At 65.8% G+C, this 22,116-nt stretch carries 16 protein-coding genes; 4 read left to right on the top strand and 12 right to left on the bottom strand.

The window, feature by feature from the left end; translation table 11 throughout:
* Positions 1 to 167: 167 nt before the first annotated feature.
* The 4 genes from ACFW0B_RS23955 to ACFW0B_RS23970 form a co-directional block, all read right to left on the bottom strand.
* The gene (locus tag ACFW0B_RS23955; RefSeq protein ID WP_449151460.1) at positions 168 to 1,277 is read right to left on the bottom strand and encodes an NADH:flavin oxidoreductase; all 1,110 of its coding nucleotides are present in this window, start codon (positions 1,275 to 1,277) and stop codon (positions 168 to 170) included.
* A 57-nt stretch (positions 1,278 to 1,334) separates the two neighbouring features.
* Entirely contained in the window at positions 1,335 to 1,925 is a 591-nt protein-coding gene (locus ACFW0B_RS23960; protein WP_449151461.1) for a TetR/AcrR family transcriptional regulator, read from the bottom strand.
* 152 nt (positions 1,926 to 2,077) lie between these two features.
* Complete coding sequence (locus tag ACFW0B_RS23965) at positions 2,078 to 2,560, bottom strand: glutathione peroxidase (protein WP_190830723.1); 483 nt, start codon at positions 2,558 to 2,560, stop codon at positions 2,078 to 2,080.
* Between the two features lie 127 nt (positions 2,561 to 2,687).
* Complete coding sequence (locus ACFW0B_RS23970; RefSeq protein ID WP_449151462.1) at positions 2,688 to 3,173, bottom strand: FKBP-type peptidyl-prolyl cis-trans isomerase; 486 nt, start codon at positions 3,171 to 3,173, stop codon at positions 2,688 to 2,690.
* An 18-nt stretch (positions 3,174 to 3,191) separates the two neighbouring features.
* On the opposite strand from ACFW0B_RS23970, the gene ACFW0B_RS23975 reads away from it, so the two are divergent.
* The 4 genes from ACFW0B_RS23975 (at position 3,192) to ACFW0B_RS23990 (ending at position 7,789) form a co-directional block, all read left to right on the top strand.
* On the top strand, positions 3,192 to 3,467 hold the full coding sequence (locus tag ACFW0B_RS23975) for a DUF3565 domain-containing protein (protein WP_449151463.1): 276 nt from the start codon (positions 3,192 to 3,194) through the stop codon (positions 3,465 to 3,467).
* On the top strand, positions 3,467 to 4,633 hold the full coding sequence (locus ACFW0B_RS23980) for an acetate/propionate family kinase (RefSeq protein ID WP_449151464.1): 1,167 nt from the start codon (positions 3,467 to 3,469) through the stop codon (positions 4,631 to 4,633). Before ACFW0B_RS23975 ends, ACFW0B_RS23980 begins: the two co-directional genes overlap by 1 nt.
* A 22-nt stretch (positions 4,634 to 4,655) precedes the next feature.
* Positions 4,656 to 6,692, top strand: coding sequence for a phosphate acetyltransferase (gene pta, locus ACFW0B_RS23985; RefSeq protein ID WP_449151465.1), 2,037 nt, complete (start codon positions 4,656 to 4,658; stop codon positions 6,690 to 6,692).
* 191 nt (positions 6,693 to 6,883) lie between these two features.
* Positions 6,884 to 7,789 (top strand): acyltransferase, encoded by a 906-nt coding sequence (locus ACFW0B_RS23990; RefSeq protein ID WP_449151466.1) that lies wholly within the window; start codon positions 6,884 to 6,886, stop codon positions 7,787 to 7,789.
* Between the two features lie 49 nt (positions 7,790 to 7,838).
* Here the strand turns inward: ACFW0B_RS23990 and ACFW0B_RS23995 are convergent, their stop codons facing one another.
* The 8 genes from ACFW0B_RS23995 to ACFW0B_RS24030 all read right to left on the bottom strand — a co-directional run bounded on the left by ACFW0B_RS23995 (position 7,839) and on the right by ACFW0B_RS24030 (position 22,105).
* A complete protein-coding gene (locus tag ACFW0B_RS23995; RefSeq protein WP_449151467.1) occupies positions 7,839 to 8,153 on the bottom strand; it encodes an EthD family reductase in 315 nt (104 codons plus the stop codon).
* A 100-nt stretch (positions 8,154 to 8,253) separates the two neighbouring features.
* Positions 8,254 to 10,410 carry a putative bifunctional diguanylate cyclase/phosphodiesterase gene (locus tag ACFW0B_RS24000; RefSeq protein ID WP_449151468.1) on the bottom strand — a complete coding sequence of 719 codons (2,157 nt, stop codon included), beginning with the start codon at positions 10,408 to 10,410 and terminating at the stop codon, positions 8,254 to 8,256.
* Positions 10,391 to 14,119 carry a response regulator gene (locus ACFW0B_RS24005; RefSeq protein ID WP_449151469.1) on the bottom strand — a complete coding sequence of 1,243 codons (3,729 nt, stop codon included), beginning with the start codon at positions 14,117 to 14,119 and terminating at the stop codon, positions 10,391 to 10,393. Before ACFW0B_RS24005 ends, ACFW0B_RS24000 begins: the two co-directional genes overlap by 20 nt.
* A gap of 193 nt (positions 14,120 to 14,312) precedes the next feature.
* Positions 14,313 to 15,014, bottom strand: a complete 702-nt coding sequence (locus ACFW0B_RS24010) for an OmpA family protein (RefSeq protein ID WP_449151470.1) — start codon at positions 15,012 to 15,014, stop codon at positions 14,313 to 14,315.
* Between the two features lie 80 nt (positions 15,015 to 15,094).
* Complete coding sequence (locus tag ACFW0B_RS24015; RefSeq protein ID WP_449151471.1) at positions 15,095 to 15,736, bottom strand: MBL fold metallo-hydrolase; 642 nt, start codon at positions 15,734 to 15,736, stop codon at positions 15,095 to 15,097.
* A gap of 146 nt (positions 15,737 to 15,882) precedes the next feature.
* Complete coding sequence (locus ACFW0B_RS24020; protein WP_449151472.1) at positions 15,883 to 18,603, bottom strand: LuxR C-terminal-related transcriptional regulator; 2,721 nt, start codon at positions 18,601 to 18,603, stop codon at positions 15,883 to 15,885.
* Between the two features lie 153 nt (positions 18,604 to 18,756).
* The gene (locus ACFW0B_RS24025) at positions 18,757 to 20,124 is read right to left on the bottom strand and encodes a DUF1329 domain-containing protein (protein ID WP_449151473.1); all 1,368 of its coding nucleotides are present in this window, start codon (positions 20,122 to 20,124) and stop codon (positions 18,757 to 18,759) included.
* A gap of 31 nt (positions 20,125 to 20,155) precedes the next feature.
* Complete coding sequence (locus tag ACFW0B_RS24030) at positions 20,156 to 22,105, bottom strand: DUF1302 domain-containing protein (protein ID WP_449151474.1); 1,950 nt, start codon at positions 22,103 to 22,105, stop codon at positions 20,156 to 20,158.
* Positions 22,106 to 22,116: the final 11 nt, after the last annotated feature.

Here is a 22,116-nt window from a genome sequence, read left to right on the forward strand (position 1 = left end):
CTTCCGCTAGCACTTCCCCTTGCCGGGCGTGCAGAGGACTTCCACCTCCAAGTCGTCCAGTTCACCACCACAGTGAACCGAACAGCGCCAGTCACGGCGCTACGCGCCATGCCTGGCGCACCCACAATAAAGGCCCCGCATCAGCAGGGCCTTTCCATGCCGGTGCCTTACACCAGGCTTGCCAGCGCTTCCCGGCTGAACGGCAGGATGTCCTGCATGCGGCCTTCCCGCACTTTGACGGCCCAGTCCGGGTCCACCAGCAGGGCGCGACCCACGGCCACCAGGTCGAACTCTTCCCGGTTCAGGCGCTCCAGCAGGCCTTCGATATTGGCCGGCTGGGCGACCTTGTCGGTCTTGACCATGAACTGCAGGAACTCGCCATCCAGGCCGACGCTGCCGACGGTGATGGTGGGCTTGCCGGTGAGCTGGCGGGTCCAGCCGGCCAGGTTGAGGTCGGAGCCTTCGAACTCCGGCTCCCAGAAGCGGCGGGTGGAACAGTGGAAGATGTCCACACCGGCATCGGACAGCGGCTTGAGGAACTCGCCCAGGGCCTCGGCCGTGGTCACCAGGCGCGCCGTGTAGTCTTGCTGCTTCCACTGGGAGAAGCGGAAGATGATCGGGAAATCCGGGCCGACGGCGGCGCGGATGGCCTGGATCACTTCGATGGCGAAGCGCGAACGGTTGGCCAGGCTGCCGCCGTATTCGTCGGTTCGCTGGTTGCTGCCTTCCCAGAAGAACTGGTCGATCAGATAACCGTGGGCGCCGTGGATTTCCACCCCGTCCATGCCGATGGCCTTGGCGTCGCGGGCGGCCTGGGCGAAGGCGGCGACCACTTCCTGAATGTCGTCCCGGGTCATGCCGTGGACCACCACCTGGCCGTCCTTCACCTTCTCCATCGGGCCGTAGCCGGGCACGCTGGCGTCCGGCTCGGTGCCCAGGCGGCGCACGCTGCCCACGTGCCAGAGCTGCGGCACGATGCGGCCGCCTTCGGCGTGCACGGCGTCGACCACCTGCTTCCAGCCCGCCAGGGCGTCTTCACCGAAGAATCGCGGAACATGGGGATAACCATTGGCGGCCTTGTGACCGATGGTGGTGCCCTCGGTGATGATCAGGCCCACGCCGGCAGCGGCGCGGCGGCGGTAGTACTCCACCACCTTGGCGTTGGGCACGCCGCCCGGGGAGAACGAACGGGTCATCGGCGCCATCACCACGCGGGTGGGCAGCTCCAGGCTGCCGAGGCGGAAGGGTTCGAACAGGGCTTGTACGGGAGCGGTCATGGGGTCTCCTGTGGCCGGTCGCCTGACCGGTCGTCTCGGTTTCTAGGCAATGAAGAATCAGGCCCGGAGCAGCAGCTCCAGGCGCTCGACGAATGCATTCATGGGTGCGGTGCCACCGCCCACCTTCAGGCGCGTGAGCACGCCCTGCCAGGCGTTGGCGATAAAGGCCGCGAGGTTGGCGCAGTCTTCATCGGCCGGCAGCTCGCCAGCGGCCACGGCTTCTTCCAGACAGGCCTTCAGGATGTCCACCGAGCTCTGCAGGATGCTTTCCACCTGCTCCCCGATCGCGGGGGACAGCTCGGCCATCTCGAAACCGAGGCTGCCGATGAAACAGTGGTACTCGGGCTTCTCGCGGCTGGTGAAATGCGCCAGCAGGTCGCGGTAGTAACCGATGATGCGCCGGCACGGGCTCAATGCCGGATTGCCGAGGGCCTGCGCATAGCGCTCCAGGCGCGGCAGATAGAGGTATTCCAGGGCCTGGACGGCGAAGTCTTCCTTGCTGGCGAAGTAGTGATAGAAGGAGCCCTTGGGGATGCCGGCGGCCTGGACGATTTCCTGCACGCCGGTGCCGTGATAGCCACGGCGGGTCATCACCTGGGAGCCCCTGGCGAGGATGAGGTCGCGTTTGTCGAGTCGGATTCGGGTCATGGCGGCGAGCATATGACCGGTCGTCTCGCCCTGCCCAGCACTATTGATCGGCGTGATTGATGGCTACAAGCCTGGGGATATGAGGTGGCGGGAAAGCGTAGGAGCCAGCAAGCTGGCTCCTACGGTCAAGCGTTCATGAGTGCGGGGGGGAATCAGGCCAGGGCCTTTTCGACGGCCTGGATCAGCGCGGGATCGTCCGGTGCGGTGCGCGGCGAGAAGCGCGCCAGCACGCGGCCGTCCTTGCCGACGAGGAACTTCTCGAAGTTCCAGGTGATCTCGCCGGGGAACTCGGCCCCCTCGCCTGCCAGCAGGCGGTACAGCGGGTGGCGCGCCGAGCCATTGACCTCGATCTTGCTGCCCAGGGGGAAGGTCACGCCGTAGTTCAGGCTGCAGAACTCGCGGATTTCTTCCTCGCTGCCCGGCTCCTGCCCGGCGAACTGGTTGCAGGGCAGGCCGAGCACGGTAAAGCCCTTGTCGCGGTATTGCTGATAAAGCTTTTCCAGCCCGGCGTACTGCGGGGTCAGGCCGCACTTGGAGGCGACATTCACCACCAGCACCACCTGGCCCTTGTACGGCGCCAACGGCAGGTCCTGACCGTCGAGCGCGCGCAAATTGAGGTCGTGAAACGCACTCATGACTGACTCCTCGAAAATCTCAGGGATTTCACAGCGGACAAAAAAGGCGCCCCGGGGCGCCCTTTTCGGTTTTATCAGCTTAGCAGCCGATTCGCGATTTGCCGGAACGGCAATCGCAGACGACCGGTCAGTGGTGGTGACCGCCTTCGCCGTGGATGTGGCCGTGGGCGATCTCTTCGTCGCTGGCATCACGCACCTTCACCACCTTGACCTGGAAGTTCAGGCGCTGGCCGGCCAGCGGGTGGTTGCCGTCGACGGTGACGTCATCGCCGTCGATGTCGCGGATGGTCACGATCTGCATGCTGCCGTCCGGGCCGGAAGCGTGGAACTGCATGCCGACTTCCAGCTGGTCGACGCCTTCGAACATGGCGCGATCCAGGGTGGCGACCAGCTCGGCGCTGTATTCGCCGTAAGCGTCTTCGGGCTCGATGGCAACGTTCAGCTCGTCACCTGCCTGCTTGCCTTCCAGGGCGCGCTCCAGGCCGATGATGATATTGCCGGCGCCGTGCAGGTACACCAGCGGGGCGCCGCCGGCGGAACTGTCGATCACCTCACCGGCGTCGTTGGTAAGGGTATAGTCGATGGACACTGCCTTGTTGGCGGCGATCAGCATGGTGCGAGACCTTCTGGAATGAATGAGGAAAGGGCAAGTTTAACCGCGCGACCGGTCGATTGCGACCCGAACACTGACAGGCGGCCCCGGATCGTCGGCTACAGACAAGACGAAGACGGTCACTGGGTGGCGGTGCTTTCCTGCGGTCATACCCAGCATCTGCGGCACCAGCCGCCCTGGCAGTCACGCGCCTGGGTACTCGACTCCGGACTGCGCGCCGCCCAGCTGGGGCATCTCTTCCCCTGCGGCTGGTGCGCACAGGGCGTGCCCCCCGAATCCACTGAGGAAACCTGATGCCCGCACGCAACATCCTGGTAATCCACGCGCGCAAGACATCGTTGCGCTTTGCCCTGATCAACGAAGCCCACAGTCAGTTCATCCTCCACGGCATGGCCGATGGACTCGGCAGCCGTGACGCCGAACTGCGCTGGCAACGCGGCGCTGACAAGGACAGCCTGATGATCCCCAACGCCGACCACCGCGCCGCGCTGTCGCAGTTGCTGCCCATCGTGCAGGGCGCCGCCGGCGGCAAGCTGCACGGCATCGGCCACCACGTGCTGCACGGCGGCGAGCTGTTCAAATCCGCCTGCCGCATCGACGCTCAGGTGATCCGTTGCCTGCAGGCCCTGGTCCTGCTGGCGCCGCAGCAGATGCCGGCGAGCATCACCGGTATCGAGGCGGCCATGCACCTGCTGCCGAACCTGCCCCATGTCGCGGTGTTCGACACGGCTTTCCACCAGAGCATGCCCGAGCACGTCTACCGTCTCGCCCTGCCGGAGGCCGTCTACCGCGACCACGGCCTGCGCCGCTATGCCTTCCACGGCAACAGTCACCGCTATGTCAGCCGCCGCGCCGCCGAACTGGCCGGGCTTTCCCTGGGCGACAGCTGCTGGCTCTCGGCCCACCTGGGCGAGCACTGTTCCGCCTGCGCCATCGTCAACGGCCAGAGCCGCGACGCCAGCATGAACCTGGTGATGGCAACACGCAGCGGCAACATCGACCCGCACCTTTACATCCAGCTGCACCGCAGCCTCGGCTGGAGCCTGGAAAAGATCGACCAGGTGCTGCGCCAGGAAAGCGGCCTGCTCGGCCTCTCGGAACTGGCCGGCGACATGCGCAGCCTGGAACAGGCCCGCGACCAGGGCCACCCCGGCGCGACCCTGGCCATCGAAGTCTTCTGCTACCGCCTGGCCAGGACCCTGGCCGCCGTGGGTTGTGCGCTGCCGCAGCTCGATGGGCTGATCTTCACCGGCGAGATCGGCGAGAATTCACCTCTTGTGCGCAGCCGCACGGTGGATCACCTGAAGCTGCTCAACCTGGCCATCGACCGCGAAGCCAACGCACGCTGCGTGCGTGGCGTCGCCGGCCCCATCCACAAGCGCGGCCATCCGCGCGTGCTGGTGGTGCCCACCAACGAAGAACGTCAGATCGCCCTCGACACCCTGGCCCTGCTTGCCTGAATCGCCTTTGCCAAGGAGCACCATGCACTGCTTTTTCATCGCCCCGACCGGTTTCGGCGTCGGCCTCACCTCCACCAGCCTGGGCCTGGTGCGCGCCCTGGAGCTGGCCGGCCTGCAGGTCGGTTTCCTCAAGCCCGTGGCCCAGCCACACCCCGGCGACCTCGGCCCGGAACGCTCCACCGAGCTGGTGGCACGCACCCACGGCCTCAAGCCCCCGATGCCGCTGTCCCAGTCCCAGGTCGAGCGGATGCTCGCCGACGGCCAGCTGGACGAACTGCTGGATGAGATCACCGGCCTGTTCCACCAGGCCGCCGAAGGCAAGGACGTGGTGATCGTCGAAGGCATGGTGCCGACCCGCCATGCCAGTTACGCCGCACGGATCAACTTCCACCTGTCCAAGAGCCTCGACGCCGATGTGATCCTGGTGTCGGCGCCGGAGGACGAAAGCCTTTCCGAACTGTCCGACCGCCTGGAGATCCAGGCCCAGCAGTTCGGCGGCCCACGCGATCCGAAGGTGCTCGGGGTGATCCTCAACAAGGTGCGCGACGAAGCGTTCGCCCGCCGCCTCAAGGAACAGTCCCCCCTGCTGCGCGGCAACGACTTCCGCCTGCTCGGCAGCGTGCCCTGGCTGGATGAGCTGAACGCACCGCGTACCCGCGACGTTGCCGAACTGCTGCAGGCACAGGTCATCAACGCCGGCGACTACGACCAGCGCCGGGTGCAGAAGATCGTGATCTGCGCGCGCACCGTGCCCAACACCGTGCAACAGCTCAAGCCGGGCGTGCTGCTGGTGACCCCGGGCGACCGTGACGACATCATCCTCGCCGCCAGCCTGGCCGCCATGAACGGCGTGCCGCTCGCCGGCCTGCTGCTTTCCAGCGACATCCAGCCCGACCCGCGCACCCTGGAACTCTGCCGTGGCGCCCTGCAGGGCGGCCTGCCGGTACTGGGCGTGACCACCGGCACCTACGACACGGCGACCAACCTGAACCGGATGAACAAGGAGATCCCGGTGGACGACCGCGAGCGTGCGGAGAAGGTCACCGAGTTCGTCGCCCGCAATCTCGACCTCGACTGGCTGCGCGCCCGTTGTGGCGCCCCCAGCGCGAGCCAGCGCCTGTCGCCGCCGGCCTTCCGCCATCGGCTGATCCAGCAGGCGCAGCTCGCCGGCAAGCGCATCGTCCTGCCCGAAGGCAGCGAGCCGCGCACCGTGCAGGCAGCCGCCGCCTGCCAGGCCCGAGGCATCGCCCATTGTGTGCTGCTGGCCCGGCCGGAAGATGTGCACGCGGTGGCCAGCGCCCACGGCATCGAACTGCCCGAAGGCCTGGAAATCCTCGATCCGGACCGGGTCCGCGAACGCTACGTGCAGCCCATGGTGGACCTGCGCCAGAACAAGAGCTTGAACGCACCGATGGCCGCCGCCCAGCTGGAAGACAACGTCGTGCTCGGCACCATGATGCTGGCGCTGGATGAGGTGGACGGCCTGGTGTCCGGCGCCATCCACCCCACCGCCAACACCATCCGCCCGGCGCTGCAGCTGATCAAATCGGCCCCCGGTTACCGCATCGCCTCCTCCGTCTATCTGATGCTGTTGCCGGAACAGGTGGTGGTCTACGGCGACTGCGCGGTGAACCCCGAGCCGGATGCCAGCGACTTGGCGGAGATCGCCCTGCAGAGTGCGGATTCGGCCGAAGCCCTGGGGATAGTGCCGCGGGTGGCGATGATCTGTGATTCGCCCGATGAGGCCGCGCTGGCCAAGGTCCGCGAAGCCGCCCGCCTGGCCCGCGCCGCCCGCCCCGAGCTGAGCATCGAAGGCCCCCTGCCCCACTCCGCCGCCGCCCGCGAGGGCAGCACCACAGTCTTCGTATTCCCCGACCTCGCCAGCGGCGATGCCGCCTACAAGGACGCCCAGCAGAGCCACCCCGTGGCGAGCGGCGGCCTGATGCTGCAAGGCCTGCGCAAACCGGTGAACGACCTGCCGCGCAATGTCCTGGTGGACGACATCATCCACACCATCGCCCTGACGGCGATACAGGCGGCTTGCAGTAGCGAAAGCTGAACCGTTGCACTCCCCCACAAAAGAGCGATCCGTCCTGCAAGCAACTTCGACCGCCCGGTCACCCTTCGCGCTTGCAGTTGAGTGAACAACCGTTAACCTTTGCCACCATTCTGCCCGCAGCCAGGGAACGCAGCGGGCCCGTCCATAACGAGGTGGCCATGACCACCCCACGGTGAGGCTCCATCCCTTTCATGCTCAGCTTTATCCCCTCTCCCCTGCGCGGCGCCCTGGCAGCCGTGCTTCTGGCGCTCAACACCCTGTTCTGGTGCATGCCGCTGTTCGCCGTCACGGCGCTTAAACTGCTGCTGCCGTTCCGCACAACCAAGGGCGTGCTGAACTGGGCCGCGAGCTTCATCGCCGAAGGCTGGATCAGCTGCAACAAGCTGTGGATGCGCCTGGTGCGCGACACCCGCTGGGACGTCGACGGCCTGGCCGGGCTGGACTACCAGCACAGCTACCTGGTCACCAGCAATCACCAGAGCTGGGTGGATATCCTGGTCCTGCAGTACCTGTTCAACCGCCGCATCCGCCTGCTGCGCTTCTTCCTCAAGCAGGAGCTGATCTGGGTCCCGGTGATCGGCCTGTGCTGGTGGGCGCTGGATTTCCCCTTCATGAAGCGCTACTCCAAGGCCTACCTGGCCAGGCACCCGGAGAAGAAAGGCAAGGACCTGGAAACCACCCGTCGCACCTGCGCCAAGTTCCGCGACAACCCGGTGGGCATCTTCAATTTCCTCGAAGGCACCCGCTTCACCCGCGCCAAGCACGATCAACAGGGCTCGCCCTTCCAGTACCTGCTCAAGCCCAAGGCCGGCGGCATCGCCTTCGTGCTGGATGCCATGGGCGAGCAGCTGCATTCGCTGGTCAACGTCACCATCCACTACCCCGATGGCAACCCGAGCTTCTGGGCCCTGCTGGCCGGTGGCCTGCGCCAGGTGGTGGTACGCATCGAGGAGCTGGATATCCCCCGCGAATTCATCGGTCGCAACTACGACCAGGACGAGCAGTACCGCCTGGCCTTCCAGCAATGGGTCAACCGCCTGTGGGAAGCCAAGGACGCCCAGCTGGAAAGGCTGCACCAGCAGTTCCCGCCGGCCTGATTCCGGAAACGAATAGCCCGCCGATCGGCGGGCTTGTTCTTTTCCACGTCTATGGGGTCTGTAACACCTCATCCACCTGGAGCAGCGGCGCCAGGTTGGTGTAGTTGGGGATATCGGCGCTTATCTCGTCGCCGTTCAGTTCCAGCGTGCTGCGCAATTCCTCCACCGACAGTACCCAGATATTGGCCATGCAGATGAAAGGCGCCACCGCGCCATCCGCTGCGGCCAGCCCCTTGCGCACTTCGATCTTCACCAGGTTTTCGCCGATCAGGCGGGACAGGAGCGGAATGTGCTCCTCGCAGTAGTAGGTGAAGTCGAACTTGGCGCCCGGTGCATTGGGATACGCCACAACAAAGCAGTACATGGAGCCTCCTTATCGCGATTGGCCGGGGCGCTGATCCCGGATGCCCCGACAGGTGAAGTGTAGGCCCGCCGGTTCCGCTCTGCGCGATGCCCCCGCCTGCTCAGGGCGAGGGGGTGAGGCTGTCGGTGCCCTCCCGCAGGGCCTGCCAGTCCACCACCGGGGGAAAGGCGCCAGCCTTGGCCACCGGCAGCCCCGGCGCCACCAGGAAGCCCTGCATGAAGGTGCAGCCGTGCTCCAGCAGCCAGTCGCGCTGGGCCATGGTTTCCACCCCTTCGGCGATTACCTCCAGGCCCAGGTGGCGGCTGAGGTCGATGATGGTGCTGACCACCGCCGCATCGCGCCGCGACTCCAGCATGCTGGAAATGAACAGGCGGTCGATCTTCAGGGTGTCCAGCTCGAAGTGACGCAGGTAGGCCAGCGACGAATAGCCGGTGCCGAAGTCGTCGACGGCGACGCGTACGCCAAGGGCGCGCAATTGCTGGAGCTGTTCGCGGGCCCGCTCCAGGTCCTGCATCAGCGCGCCTTCGGTGACCTCCACTTCCAGCTGCGCGGGCCGCAGGTTGAACTCGTCCAGCACCCGCCTCAGGTCGTCCACCAGCTGCGGCATGCCGAACTGCACCGGGCTGACGTTGAGGCTGATCACCAGGTCGTCGCCGAACGACGGCTGCCAGGCGCCGCACTGGCTGGCGCCTTCGCGCAGTACCCAGTCGCCCAGGCGATTGATCAGGCGGGTTTCTTCCAGCAGCGGGATGAACACGTTGGGCGCCACGGTGCCGGCCACCCGGTGTTCCCAGCGCAGCAGCGCCTCGAACCCGCGCAGGCGGCCGCTCTCGATATGGATCTGCGGCTGGTAGACGAGGTGGAAATCATGCTGCTCGATGGCATTGCGCAGGCTTTCTTCGAGCATCAGCCGCGAACGGGCGCGGCCGTTCATCTCCGGCGAGTAGAAGCGGTACTGCTGGCGGCCGGCGCGCTTGGCCTCGTACATGGCGATATCCGCCGCGCGCAGCAGGCCGTCCACGCTCTGTCCGCATTCGGGGAAGCAGGCGATGCCGATGCTGGCGCCGAGGGTCACGTCGATGCCCTCGATGTGATGGCGGACCGAAACCAGTTCGATGAGACTCTCCGCCACCCGCGCGGCATCCTCGGGATGGTCGAGGGTATCCAGCAGCGCCGTGAACTCGTCGCCGCCCATGCGCGCCAGGATGTCGTAGGGCCGCAGGCAGTTCTTCAACTGTTCCGCCACCCGCCGCAGCACGCGGTCACCGGCCTCGTGGCCGAGGGAATCGTTGATCAGCTTGAAACCGTCGAGGTCCAGGTACAACACCGCCATGCGCTTGCCGTTGCGCTCGATGCGCGCCAGGGAGGCTTCAAGCGCCTGGTGGAAACCGCGGCGGTTGAGCAGCCCGGTGAGGGCATCGGTGATGGCCTGGGATTCGAGCTGTGCGTGCAACTGGCGCACCGCCGACATGTCCAGGGCGATGACCACCATGGAGCGCTGCAGGCGCGGCAATGGCGACGACGACAGCGCCACCGGCAGGCATTCGCCGCTCATGGTCCTGAGGCTGGCGTCGTGGACGCGGTAGGTCTCGTTCTGTTTCCAGTGGCGATAGAAGGCCGAGAATTTCCACTCGCCACCCGTTTCCGGATGGGCGATCAGGCTCAGCAGCGGCCGGCCTTCCAGATCCGCCACCGAGCCCTGGAGCATCTGCGCCATGGCCGGGTTGGCGAAGCTGATCAGGCCGTCCTCGCCGACCACCAGGATGCCTTCGGCGGCATTCTCCAGCACCGAGGCGTTGAAGGCGCGGGCGCTGTCCAGCTGCTGGCTGAGTTGCAGCAGTTCGCGCCGGTTGCGCTCATGGGCCAGCAGCGACTGGATCTTGTGGCGCAGCACCTGGGGATCGAAGGGCTTGAGGATGAAGTCCACCGCCCCGGAGGAATAGCCACGCAGCACGGCGTCCTGGGTGTGGGCGATGGCGGAGATGAAGATGATCGGCGTGAAGCGGGTCAGTGGACTGCTGCGCATCAGCCGCGCCACTTCGAAGCCGTCCATGCGCGGCATCTGCACGTCCAGCAGGACCAGGCCGACCTCTTCTTCCAGCAGGCATCTCAACGCGGCCTCGCCCGAGTCCACGGTGCGCACCTGCCATTCGCCGTCCTCCAGCAGCGCTTCCATTGCGGTGAGGTTTTCCTGGCGGTCATCCACCACCAGCAGGACATTGCCCGCCGGGGCCTCCTTAAGCTGCAGGCGCGCCATGGCGACCTCCGGGTTGTTCCAGCCAGCGGTAGAGCATATCCAGCAGTTCCTGGCGACTCACCGGCTTGGCCAGGTAGTCGTCGGCGCCGGCGGTGATGCATTTCTCGCGGTCGCCTTTCATCGCATGGGCGGTCAGGGCGATGATCGGGATGCCGCAGCCATGCTCCTGCTTGAGCACGCGAGTGGCGGTGTAGCCGTCCATATTGGGCATGGCCATGTCCATCAGGATCAGGTCGAAGGGTTCGCGCTGGAAGCAGTCGATGGCTTCCACACCGTCGCGCGCGGCAGTGACCTTCATGCCGGTCTCATCGAGCAGGGCGCTCAGGGCGTAGATGTTGCGGACGTCGTCGTCCACCAGCAGCACCCGGCTGCCTTCCAGCGGGTCCACCCCCTTGCCGTTCTGCGTCTGGCGCAGGCCGGAGAAGAAGCCCTGGACCGCGGAGCTGAGGTTGTCGAGGTCGTTGCCGGCCTTGCGCACCACCACCGCCGAGTAGCGGCGCAGGCGCTGCAGGTTCTGCTGAGTGACATCGACGCCGGTGTTGATGACCACGCGCGAACCGTCCAGGGGGCGTTCGCGGTCTAGGCTGTCGAGCAACTCGAAGCCATCCTGGTCAGGCAGGTCGAGGTCGATCACCAGGGCGGAAAACTCGCTTTGCGCATAGGCCTTGCGGGCGCTTTCGCCGTTGGCGCTGGCGACCACGTCGAAGCCCAGTTGCTTCAAGTGCTCGCGATAGTGCTCGCGCTCCACCTCGACGTCTTCCACCAGCAACAGCTTGCGCTCCTCCGGCGGGCGGCCACCTTCCAGGTCCTGGAATACCTGCTCCAGGTCCTCGCGGGCGATGGGTTTGACCAGATAGCGGGTGGCGTTCTCGTTCCAGTCCTGGGGCTGGGGCACGCAGGAAATGATGTTCACCGGCGTGGCGCGGTGGTTCGCGTGGCTGCGCAGGCGCCGGTAGATCTGCCAGCCGCTGATGTCCGGCAGCAGGATGTCGAGGATCACCGCCGCGAACCGCTCGTTCTGCAAAAGGCCGATGGCCTGTTTGCCGCTGCGGCAGTGGACACTGGAGAAGCCGTGGGCCTGCGCTTCTTCGGCGATCACCGAGGCGAAGTTGACGTCGTCCTCGACGATCAGCACCGCCGCCCCCTGGCCGCTGCGTACCGGTTGCGCGGGCTCCTCGTCGTCCTTCGGCTGGCTGGCGGCCACTGCCACCGGCATCCGCACGATAAAGCGCGAGCCCCGTCCCGGAACGCTTTCCAGGGTGATGTCGCCGTCCAGGGCGAGCACCAGCTGGCGGGTGATGGCCAGCCCCAGGCCGGTACCGCCGAAGCGCCGGCTGGTGGAGCCGTCGATCTGCTGGAAGGCCTGGAAGATGCGTTCGTGCTGGTCCTCGGGAATGCCGATGCCGGTATCCCGAACGCTGAAGCAGAGCACTTCGCGCTCGTCGATCGCCGCCGCCGGGTCCAGCTCCACCGACAGCTCCACCTCGCCGTGCTCGGTGAACTTGAGGGCGTTGGACAACAGGTTGCGCAGGATCTGGTGCAGACGCACCCGGTCGCTATGGATAACCCGCGGCACCCCCGCCTGGACGTGGGTGGAGAGGCGCAGGCCCTTGATCTCGGCCATTGGGCGCAGGCTGCCGTCCAGCTCCGCGAGCATGTCCTGCACATTGAGCGGTTCGAGCCTGAGCTGCATGCGCCCGGCCTCGACCTTGGACAGGTCGAGCACATCGTTGATCAGCTGCAGCAGGTCGCTGCCGGAACGGTGGATGATGTCGGCGTGGCGGGTCTGCTTCTCGCTGAGGTTGCCGGCCATGTTCTGCCGCAGCTGGTCGCTGAGGATCAGGATGCTGTTCAGCGGCGTGCGCAGCTCGTGGGACATGTTGGCGAGGAACTCGGACTTGTAACGGTTGGCCAGCATCAGTTGCTCGGCCTGGTCACGCAGCTGCTGCTCGGCGGCCTTGCGCTCGCTGATGTCGATGATCACCGCCTGGACCATCAGTTCGCGGCCCGTGCGGATCGGCGACAGGCCCACTTCCAGCGGAATCAGGTGGCCATCGCGGTGCTGGCCGAACAGCTCGCGATTGTTCCCCATGCGCCGTTGCTCGGGCTTTTGCTGGAAGCTGTCGCGCAGGGCCACATGGGCCTCGCGCAGGGACTCGGGCAAGAGCATTTCCACAGAGGAGCCGAGCATTTCCGCTCGGTTGTAACCGAAGAGCTGCTCGGTCTGGCGGTTGACCATGGCGACCCGCCCACGACTGTCCACCAGGACAATGGCGTTGGGCGAGGCTTCCACCACCAGGCGGAAACGCTCCTCGGCGCTCTTGCGTGCCTGCAGGTCCACCAGGTTGAGCAGGTAGCGCGGGTCTCGGCCGTGATTGATGGTGCTCAGGCTGAAGGCCACGGCGATACGCTCGCCGTCATCCTGCAGCAGCTCCGTTTCCACCAGTTCAGTGGGCGCCTGCCGGGACAGTTGTTGCGGCAAGTCCAGCAGCCCCGGCAGGAAGCGACGCAGGTTCTGCCCCACGAGGTTTTCCGTGGTACTGCCGAAAAGTTCCCCGGTACGGGCGTTGGCCATCTCGATGCGACCATCTTCGAGGCAGGTCAGGGTCGCTACCGGCAGGTGCTGCAGCAGCAGGCGGAAACGCTCTTCGCGCTCGGCCAGTTCGCTGGAGGTCGACTGGCTGAGCAGCAGCTGACGCTCACGCTGGTAGAGGTAGCCGCCCACCAGCAACGACAGCAGCATCGCGGCGGCCAGGCCGGTCCACAGGCTGAAGGCGATGCGATTGTTACCGAGCATCGCCTCGTACTGGGCCGTACTGCCCACGCCCAGCGCCCAGATACGGCCGAACAGCTTCAGTTCCAGGGCCCGCTGGAAACGTGGCTGAGCGGCTCCATCCTGGTGATCGAGCATGGGCACGTTGGGGCTGCCCATGTCCTTGAGGTCGATGCGGTAGAGATTGCCCTGGGCACCCAGGATGCCGTCCATCAGATCATTCAGGCGAAAGGCGCCGATGACCATGCCGACCAGCGCCGTGCGCCGCTCTTCCTCGGTGCTGCTGGGCGCGTCCGGGCGATATACCGGCATGTAGAGCAGCAGCCCGTTCTGCGTCTGCTGGTCGGTTTCCTGCCGAAGCTTGAGCGGCCCGGTGAGGCTGGGCTCGCCGCTCTCCCTGGCGCGTTCGATGGCGTCCCGGCGTACCGCCTCGCTCAGCATGTCGAAGCCCAGGGTGCGGCGATTGCGCCAGTCCAGGGGGCTGCTGTACTGCACCACCAGATACTCTTCCCGCGGCTCCGCGGGAAACACACGGAACTCCCGCCGGCCCTGGTCCCAGATCTCGCCGACGAACTCGTTGAGTTCCTCGTGCCTGAGGTAGCGCGCCCAGGCCAGCGCCTGTATCCCCGGGTAGCGTTCCTGCAATTGCAGCTGGTCGGTGGCCCGCGCCCACTCCTCGGCCGACACGGAGGAACTGCCGACCACCAGGCCGGACATGCCGCGCAGCACCATCTCGTAGGCGCGCATCCTGTTGTCGATTCGCTGGGCGATATCCTCCGCCTCGATCTGGAAACGCTGCTCGTGCTCGGCGCGGTTGCGCGTCTCCAGCGCCAGCCATTGCCAGAGTACCAGCCCCCCGGAAACCAGCATCAGGGCGAGCGTCACCAGCAAGGGCAACAGGTACATGCGGAATCGGGGGATTTGAGGTTCGTCCATGCAGTCTCCTGACCTTCCCATGGTCGCCGTCGTCTCGCAGGGAGCGCGTACAGGCGGTTCCGGCGGGGCTCAATGGAGCCCTGCAACGCAGTCTAGTCAGGAAAGTGGGAACTGGCGTTGAGCCAGTAGTCGAGTGACGAGCGGCAGGAACGAAAAGGCCCGCAGCTGCGGGCCTGTTCGGGGAGGGCGGGGATTACTGCTGCGGAACCTGGGCGCCAGGGATGGGGGTCAGCTTGATTTCCACGCGGCGGTTCTGCGAACGGCCAGCCTCGGTGGCGTTGCTCGCGACCGGCTGGTCCGGGCCCATGCCACGGGAGCTTACGCGGGCACCGTTGACGCCCTGGGCCATCAGGTAGTTGGCCACGCTCTGGGCGCGCTGCTGCGACAGGTTCATGTTGTATTGGTGGCTGCCGGTGCTGTCAGTGTGGCCAACCACTTCGATGTTGTTCTGGTCGTACTGTTTGAACGAAGTCGCCAGGTTGTTCAGCGGGGTGTAGAAGTTGCTGGCGATGTCCGCCGAATTGGTGGCGAAGGTGATGTTGCCGGGCATGATCAGGTTGATGTTGTCGCCCTGGCGCTGCACCTGCACGCCGGTTCCTTCCATGCTGCGGCGCAGTTCCGCTTCCTGCTTGTCGACGTAGTAGCCGTAGCCCGCGCTCGCGGCACCTGCCACGGCGGCGCCGATCAGCGCACCCTTGCCACGGTTGTCGTGGTTGATCGCGGCGCCCGCTACGGCACCCGCCAGGGCACCCAGGGCACCGTACTTGGCGGTCTTGCTCATGCCGCCTTCGGCGGGAGCCTGGACCTCACCCTGTTGGTTGTAGGGGTTCTGGGCACAACCCGACAGCATGGCGAAAACGGTAGCGGCGATGATCAGGCGACGCGAGGTGAACATGGACGTTTTACTCCTGAGAAATCCTTTAGCCGGTGTGGCTGCCGGCAATTAGACATGTGAACGCGAAAAAATTCCGTATATCAGGCCCGCACGAACGGATTCTCCCGCATCTCGTCGCCCAGGCGCGTGTCCGGACCGTGGCCGGTGACCACGGTGGCCTCCTCGTCCAGGCTGTACAGGCGCTGCTTGATGGATCGCTCGATGGTGTTGTAGTCGCCGCCCCAGAGGTCGGTACGGCCGATGCCGCGGCGGAACAGGGTATCACCGGCAATCAGCAGCCTGGCCTCTGGGAACCAGAAGCTCATGGAGCCCGGCGTGTGCCCCGGGGTGTGCAGGGCGACGCCGCAGCCGCAGGCCAGTTCCTCGTCGTCGGCCAGCCACTGATCAGGGGCCGGCACCGGCTTGTAAGGCACGCCGAACATGCGGCACTGCATTTCCAGGTTGTCCCAGAGGAACTGGTCTTCCTTGTGCAGGTGCAGGGTCGCGCCGGTGGCCTTCTTCAACTCGCCGGAAGCGAGGAAGTGATCCAGGTGGGCATGGGTGTGAATGATGCTGACCAGCTTCAGCCCATGGGCCTCCAGCCGCGCCAGGATCAGCTCATGGTTGCCGCCCGGATCGACGACGATGGCCTTCTTACTGACCGGATCGCCGATCAGGGTGCAGTTGCACTGCAAGGGGCCGACGGGGAAGGTTTCGCGGATCAGGGCGGTGGACTGGGTCATCGGGCAGCTCCGGTACGGCGGTGCGCGCTGCGGCGCACGGGAATGGCTTCACGGCCTGGAACGATAATCGTCCAGTGGCCTGCCCGTCCATGTCCTGAAGGCCCGGCGCAAGATTGCTGCGCGCATCCGCAGCGTGGCCCGTTGCTTCAGCGCAGCAGGCCGAGGGCCTTGGCCCGGGCCACGGCCTGGGTGCGGCGCTCCACGCCCAGCTTGCTGTTGATGTGGCGGGCGTGGCTCTTCACCGTGTGCAGGGAGATGAACAGGCGATCGCTGATCTCCTGGTTCGAGCAGCCCTGGGCGATCAGCTGCAGCACCGCCAGCTCCCGTGAACTCAGTGCCTCGGCAGCGCCGGCGTCCACCGGCATCACGACGTCGGCGCCGGGCAGCAGTTCGAGCAATGCCCGCACCTTGTCCGGCGAATGGGTCGCCAATTGTTCACGCAGCCACTGGGGGTGCTGCTCCAGCAGTTCGCGATACGGCAGCAGGGCGCCACTGTCCAGGCTGGCCAGGGCGCGTTCGAGCAGCGCCGCGGCCTCGCGCTCGCGACTGGCGCGCAGCAGGCTCACGAGTTGCAGCCGAGCCCCCAGCGCCACATGCATGATCCCCTGCCCTTCGGCTTTTTCCAGCAGGGCACGCAGGCTCGTCTCGGCCTCCGCGACCTTGCCCTGGGCACGGGCCAGCGCGGCCGATTGCTGCTCGATGCACAGCGGCAGCAACGGATGGAATTCGGGCGCGGCGGCGGCGCCTTCACCGGCATAGGTTTCCGCCAGACGCGGCAGCCAGGCCTCGGCCAGCTCCAGCTGCCCCTGGGCCAGCCAGAGCTCGCACTTGGAGAGGGTGATCATCGCCAGGTAGTAGACCGGCGGCACGTCCCAGATGTGCATCAGCCGCTCGGCCTCGGCCAGTTGCGCGAAGGCGGCGGCGAAGCGACCCTCGCGGCCTTCCAGTGCGGCCAGGGCGCAGTGTCCGATCAGCAGGCTGATGTCGCGGCAGGCGCGGGCTTCGGCTATGCCGGCCTGCAGGCTGACCCGCGCGGCCTGGTTCTGCAGGCGCATGCACAGCAGGAAGCCCTGGTAGAGCATCAGGCGCGCCCGGGCCACGCAGGCCCTCGGCACTTCCACGCCACGCAGACGCTCCAGGCCTTGCTGCACCTCTGCCTGGGCGCGCAGGGTTTCACCACGCGCCTGCAGGACGCGGGCACGGTCATAATGGACCAGGGCTTCGAACAGCGGGTTGGCCCCGCGCTGCGCCATCTCCAGGGCCTCGCGGTTCAGGTGGCGGGCGCGCCAGAGGTCGCCGCGCACCAGGGCGAGGTTCCCCAACAGGGAAAGGCACAGGTGACGCTGGCCATAGTTCTCCGCCGACAACGCGGTCAGCGCCTCAGTGCAGAAATGCTCGGCGCGCTCGATATCGCCGCGCCCCCGGGCGATCAGGCCACTGATGGCCTGCCATTGCGCCAGCAGGCTGTGCTGTTGCGCGGCGTCTGGCGCCGGCAGGAAGCGCGCCAGGTTGCCGGCCAGCTCTTCCGCCGCGTCCAGCTGGCAGGCCAGGCCGAGGGCCAGGCTATAGAGCACGCTCAACCGGGGCGTGCTGGACAGCAGGCTGTCGGGCAGGTCCATCTTCCAGCGCAATAGCATGGCGATGTTCTGGTTGGCCAGCAGTTGTTCTTCCGACAGGTTCTGCACCAGCGAGGCCGCGACATCGGGCTGGCCGGCACGCAGGGCCTGCTCCACCGCTTCGTCCAGCAGGCCGCGCGCGCTGAACCAGCGGCAGGCCCGCAGGTGCACGCCGGAAGGGGCCAGGCTGGTGGTGCCGCGCGTGCGCAGCAGGTCGGAGAACAGGTGGTGGTAACGGAACCACTGGCCCTGCTCGTCCAGCGGCACCAGGAACATTTGGTGGGCCTGCAGATGGCGGAGGATGGCAGCGCTGTCGTGGCTCTCGCGCACGGCATCGCAGAGTTCGGCACAGAAACGCTCGAAGCGCGCGGTCTCAAAGAGGAACGCCTGCACCTCCGGCGGCTGGCGCTCGATGACCTCTTCCAGCAGGTATTCCCGGATCAGGCTTTCGTCGCCCCGGGCGCCCTGCTCCATGCCGCTGCCGCCAAGCGAGTCCTGACCGGAGAGCAGCCACAGGCGTAGGCCCGCGACCCAGCCTTCGCTGCGCTGCAGCAGGCCTTCCAGTTCTTCACCCTCGAGCCTCGCGCCTTGGCTGCTGAGCAGCGCCAGGCATTCATCTTCGTTCAGGCGCAGGTCCTGTTCGTTGAGTTCCAGCAGAAGCCGCGAAAGGCGCAGCCGCGCCAGGTGCCAGTCCGGGCGCTGGCGGCTGGTGACCAGCAGCACCCAGCCATCGGGCAGGTGGTTGAGGAGGAACTGCAGGCAGCGGTCGAGCACCGCGTTCTGCGCCAGGTGATAGTCGTCCAGCACCAGCAGCAGGCGCTGGTTCGCGTCGAGACGATCGGCAACCTCGTCGAGCAGGCCATCCAGCCACTGCTCGAAGGCGAACGGCTGGTGCCGCTGGCGCATCTTCAGGTGCCCCATGGCTTCGTCGCCCAGGCCCGGATAGAACTGGCGCAGGCCGTCCAGCAGGCGTTCGAGGAAGCGCCCCGGATCGCTGTCGCGCCGGCTCAGGCTGAGCCAGAGGCTGTGCCAGCCGTGGGGCAGGCTTTCGCAGAATTCGATGGCCAGGGAGCTTTTGCCGAAACCGGCCGGTGCGCTGAGCATCAGCAGGCGGCCTTCCAGGCCATCGGCAAGACGCTCGCACAACCGCGGGCGCGGAACATGGCCGGCGGGACGCGGCGGGCGAAAGAAGCGTGCATCCGCCAGGGGGGCGGACAGCATCGCGGAGCGCGAACTGGTCAGTACGGTCATCACCCAGCTTCTAGGAATGTTGTGCGTGCAGGGGCGCAGACCCGAATGAGCCTAGCTGTTCGGGAAAACCAATAGAAGCCCTGCCGGGAAGGAAGTACGGACGAACAAAAGCCGGCCCGGAGGCCGGCTTCACTACAAGGTGTTGCAGCTGTATCAGCGCACGCCCGCCTGGCGCAGGGCCGCCGGGGTGTAATCGCTTTCGCTGGCGGTGTAGCTGAAGTCGTAGGACTGCTTCTCCTCGTTCTTCATGCCCAGCGCCAGGTAACGGCCGGACAGCAGGTCGTAGAGGCTTTCCAGCGTGTACCACGGCACCTGGTGGTTGTAGTAGTACTGGGCATGGGCCTCGGCGACGCGCCACAGGGTGCCACGACCGTCGTAGTGGTCGATGGCGCCGGCCTGCCAGGTGTCTTCGTCGATGTAGAAGTCACGCTTGGCGTAGATGTGGCGCTCGCCCGGCTTCAGGGTGGCCACCACGTGCCACACACGGTGCAGCTCGTAGCGCGTCAGGTCCTGGTTGATGTGGCCGGCCTTGACGATGTCGGCGTACTTCAGGTTCGGACCATCCAGCTTGTAGCTGTTGTAGGGGATGTAGATCTCCTTCTTGCCTTCGAGCTTCCAGTCGTAGCGGTCCGGCGCACCGTTGTACATGTCGAAGTTGTCGGAGGTACGCAGACCGTCGGCGGCGGTACCCGGACCGTCGTAGGACACCTGCGGAGCGCGGCGCACGCGGCGCTGGCCGGCGTTGTAGAGCCAGGCCAGGCGCGGTTCCTTCACCTGGTTGAGGGTTTCGTGCACCAGCAGCACGTTACCGGCCAGGCGGGACGGCGCCGTCACGCGCTGCTTGAAGTAGAACAGCACGTTGCTCGGCTTGTTGGGATCGTAGTCCTTCAGCTTGTCGCGGAAGGTGAACTCGTCCTGGAAGTACACCAGACTGTAGGAGCCGTTCGGCTGCGGGGTCGCCTGGGTCACCAGACGGCGAACGCTGCCGCCGCGATAGCGGGTGATGTGGTTCCAGATCGCTTCCAGGCCGTTCTGCGGAATCGGGAAGGGGTTGGCGGTTCGGAAGTCTTCCAGACCGTTGCCACCTTCCACCAGTTTGGTGTGGGTGGCGTTGTATTTGGTGGCCTCGATCACGTCCGCCGGAACGGTGGCCGAGCGGTGGGTCTTGTACACCGGCATCTTGTAGGTGTCGGGGTAGCGCTTGAACATCGCCAGCTGGCCGGGGGTCAGCTTGTCCTTGTACTGGTCGGCGTTCTGCGCGGTGATGGTGAACAGCGGCTGCTCGCTGGCGAAAGGGTCCGACAGGAAGCCACGGGCATCGACGGTGCCGGCATTCTTCGGCAGGCCGCCGGTCCACTCGGGAATGGAGCCATCGGCGTTGCCGGCTTTCTCGGCGCCCAGCGGAGTCAGGGTGGTGCCCAGCTTGGCCGCTTCGTCGGCGGACACGGCCGCCATGACGCTGGTGGCCAGCAGGGACAGCGCCAGTGCGCCGGTTTGCAGCAGACTTTTTGTTGTTTTCATTTTCATCGTCTTCCTCAAGATTGCAGTCCGCTTAGAAGTTCACGCCGAAGCTGAGCGCGAGGAAATCGCGGTCGATCAGGGTGTTGTACTTGCCACCGAAAAAGTCGGTGTAGGACAGGCTGGCGGTATAGGTGTTCTGGTACTCGGCATCCAGCCCCAGGCTCACGGCCTTGGCGTCTTCGGTGAACAGACCGTTCGGGCCGTAACCGTCGACGTCATGGGACCAGGCGATGCTGGGCTTGAGGTTGATACCGGCGAACACGTCGTTGTAGTCCCACACCGCACGCATGCGGTAACCCCAGGCGGTGCTGGTGACGAAGCCGTCGTCTTCGCAGTACTTGGCGACGTTTTCAGCCGTGGGGCTGCCCAGGGTTCCGGCATTGAGTGTCACGCACTGGTTGTTCGGCAGCGGGCCAGGGCCGAAGACCGGGTCGCGGCCATAACGCGCTTTGCTGGTGCTCTCCAGGCCGCCGGTGTGGACCACACCGATCTCGCCCACCAGCGTCAGGCGACTGGCGCCCATCACCTGATCGAAGAAGTGAGTGAAGGTGGTCTGGAACTGGGTGATCTCCTTGCGGCGATAGCCGTGCAGGTCCTGGCCCGGCCCCCCGCTCAGAACCGATACGTCCGGGTTCAGCGGAGTCAGGCCGGCGAACAGGATATCGGTGGTGTTGAGCTGCACCGGCGCATTGGGCCGGTAGCTGACCTCGCCGCTCCAGGCCGTGCCGGTGGGCAGGGTGGTGGAGAAGCTCAGACCGAAGAGGTGAATGTTTTCCGGGTACTCGATGAAGTACTCGGAATTGCCTGCGACGACCAACGGAGCGAGGGCGGGAGTCAACTGCCCGGCAATCGCGGCAGCGTTGGGTACCCCGGCCTGGGCCAGTGCCTGGGCCAGCTGCGGGCCGAAGCCTGCGGGGTTACCCGGGGCGAACAGGCCGAAGGTGCTGGCAGGTGCAGCCGATCCGCTGAAGACCGGGGTACGGCTGTGGTAGTTCATGTAATAGGCACCGAATTCGGTGTCCACTTCCTCGGCGAAATAGCGGAACGCCAGGCCGTACTGGCCGTCATCATCGGCGTCACGGTCGGCTCCGCGGCGGACGATCACGCCCTCGTCCGGGTTGCCCCAGATGACACCGTTATTGCTCAGCACGCCCTGTACGATGGGCGAGATGGCCCCCAGCTGATTGGCCAGTTGGGCCTGGGTGCGAAGCACTGCGAGGTTCTGGTCGCAACCATCGGCCACCACGTCCGGCTGGGAGAAGAAGGTGCCGCAGTTATCGATGACGGTCTGGTCCCATTCCAGCTGATAGAAGGCCTCGGCCGACAGGTTGTCGGTCAGGCTCTGGGACACATAGAACATGTTGACCGGAATCAGGCCTTCCTTGATCTCGGAACCCGGGCGACGGAACGCAGACACGTCGATCGGGTTGATCGAGTTGATGGAGTTACCGATGAAGGTGCTCTCACCCCAGCTCACCACCTGTTTGCCCAGGCGCACGCTGCCCGGCAGGTCGGCGATGTTGTAGTTGTGGTAGATGAAGGCGTCGAGCAACTGGGCGCCGGAAGACTTGGCGCCTTCCTTGCGGCCGCTGTCATCGATGTCCTTGAACGGACGGCTCTCGTCCTTCAGCTCGAAGTCGTACCAGTACTTGCCGCGCATGAAGACGCCGGTATCACCGTACTTGAGTTCGAGGTCATGGATGCCTTTGAAGATCTTCGAGAAGGTCTCGCCCTTCTTGAAGTTCAGGTGGCCGTCGTCGGAGGTCTGGGACAGGCCATCCCCACCGTTGTTCACGCCGATCAGGTCCTTGTCGGCTCCCCGCATCGACCAACTGGCCCCCACGGACAGCGACGAGTCGAACTGACCTTCGATTTCACCGATGTTGAACGTTACGCCGAATGCCGGAGCGGTGAGCGTAGAAGCGAGGCTGACGGCCAGCGGCAGTTTTGCCAGGCGCCAGAACGTTGTGGTTGTTGTCATCGACGCTACTC

This window comes from Metapseudomonas phytobenefica, assembly GCF_043392685.1.
Taxonomy (GTDB): domain Bacteria; phylum Pseudomonadota; class Gammaproteobacteria; order Pseudomonadales; family Pseudomonadaceae; genus Metapseudomonas.

Bases quoted from the DNA above. Each gene is read 5' to 3' on its own strand.
- ACFW0B_RS23955 (WP_449151460.1), bottom strand. From the start codon at position 1,277: ATGACCGCTCCCGTACAAGCCCTGTTCGAACCCTTCCGCCTCGGCAGC.
- ACFW0B_RS23960 (WP_449151461.1), bottom strand. From the start codon at position 1,925: ATGACCCGAATCCGACTCGACAAACGCGACCTCATCCTCGCCAGGGGC.
- ACFW0B_RS23965 (WP_190830723.1), bottom strand. From the start codon at position 2,560: ATGAGTGCGTTTCACGACCTCAATTTGCGCGCGCTCGACGGTCAGGAC.
- ACFW0B_RS23970 (WP_449151462.1), bottom strand. From the start codon at position 3,173: ATGCTGATCGCCGCCAACAAGGCAGTGTCCATCGACTATACCCTTACC.
- ACFW0B_RS23975 (WP_449151463.1), top strand. From the start codon at position 3,192: ATGAATGAGGAAAGGGCAAGTTTAACCGCGCGACCGGTCGATTGCGAC.
- ACFW0B_RS23980 (WP_449151464.1), top strand. From the start codon at position 3,467: ATGCCCGCACGCAACATCCTGGTAATCCACGCGCGCAAGACATCGTTG.
- pta (WP_449151465.1), top strand. From the start codon at position 4,656: ATGCACTGCTTTTTCATCGCCCCGACCGGTTTCGGCGTCGGCCTCACC.
- ACFW0B_RS23990 (WP_449151466.1), top strand. From the start codon at position 6,884: ATGCTCAGCTTTATCCCCTCTCCCCTGCGCGGCGCCCTGGCAGCCGTG.
- ACFW0B_RS23995 (WP_449151467.1), bottom strand. From the start codon at position 8,153: ATGTACTGCTTTGTTGTGGCGTATCCCAATGCACCGGGCGCCAAGTTC.
- ACFW0B_RS24000 (WP_449151468.1), bottom strand. From the start codon at position 10,410: ATGGCGCGCCTGCAGCTTAAGGAGGCCCCGGCGGGCAATGTCCTGCTG.
- ACFW0B_RS24005 (WP_449151469.1), bottom strand. From the start codon at position 14,119: ATGGACGAACCTCAAATCCCCCGATTCCGCATGTACCTGTTGCCCTTG.
- ACFW0B_RS24010 (WP_449151470.1), bottom strand. From the start codon at position 15,014: ATGTTCACCTCGCGTCGCCTGATCATCGCCGCTACCGTTTTCGCCATG.
- ACFW0B_RS24015 (WP_449151471.1), bottom strand. From the start codon at position 15,736: ATGACCCAGTCCACCGCCCTGATCCGCGAAACCTTCCCCGTCGGCCCC.
- ACFW0B_RS24020 (WP_449151472.1), bottom strand. From the start codon at position 18,603: ATGACCGTACTGACCAGTTCGCGCTCCGCGATGCTGTCCGCCCCCCTG.
- ACFW0B_RS24025 (WP_449151473.1), bottom strand. From the start codon at position 20,124: ATGAAAACAACAAAAAGTCTGCTGCAAACCGGCGCACTGGCGCTGTCC.
- ACFW0B_RS24030 (WP_449151474.1), bottom strand. From the start codon at position 22,105: ATGACAACAACCACAACGTTCTGGCGCCTGGCAAAACTGCCGCTGGCC.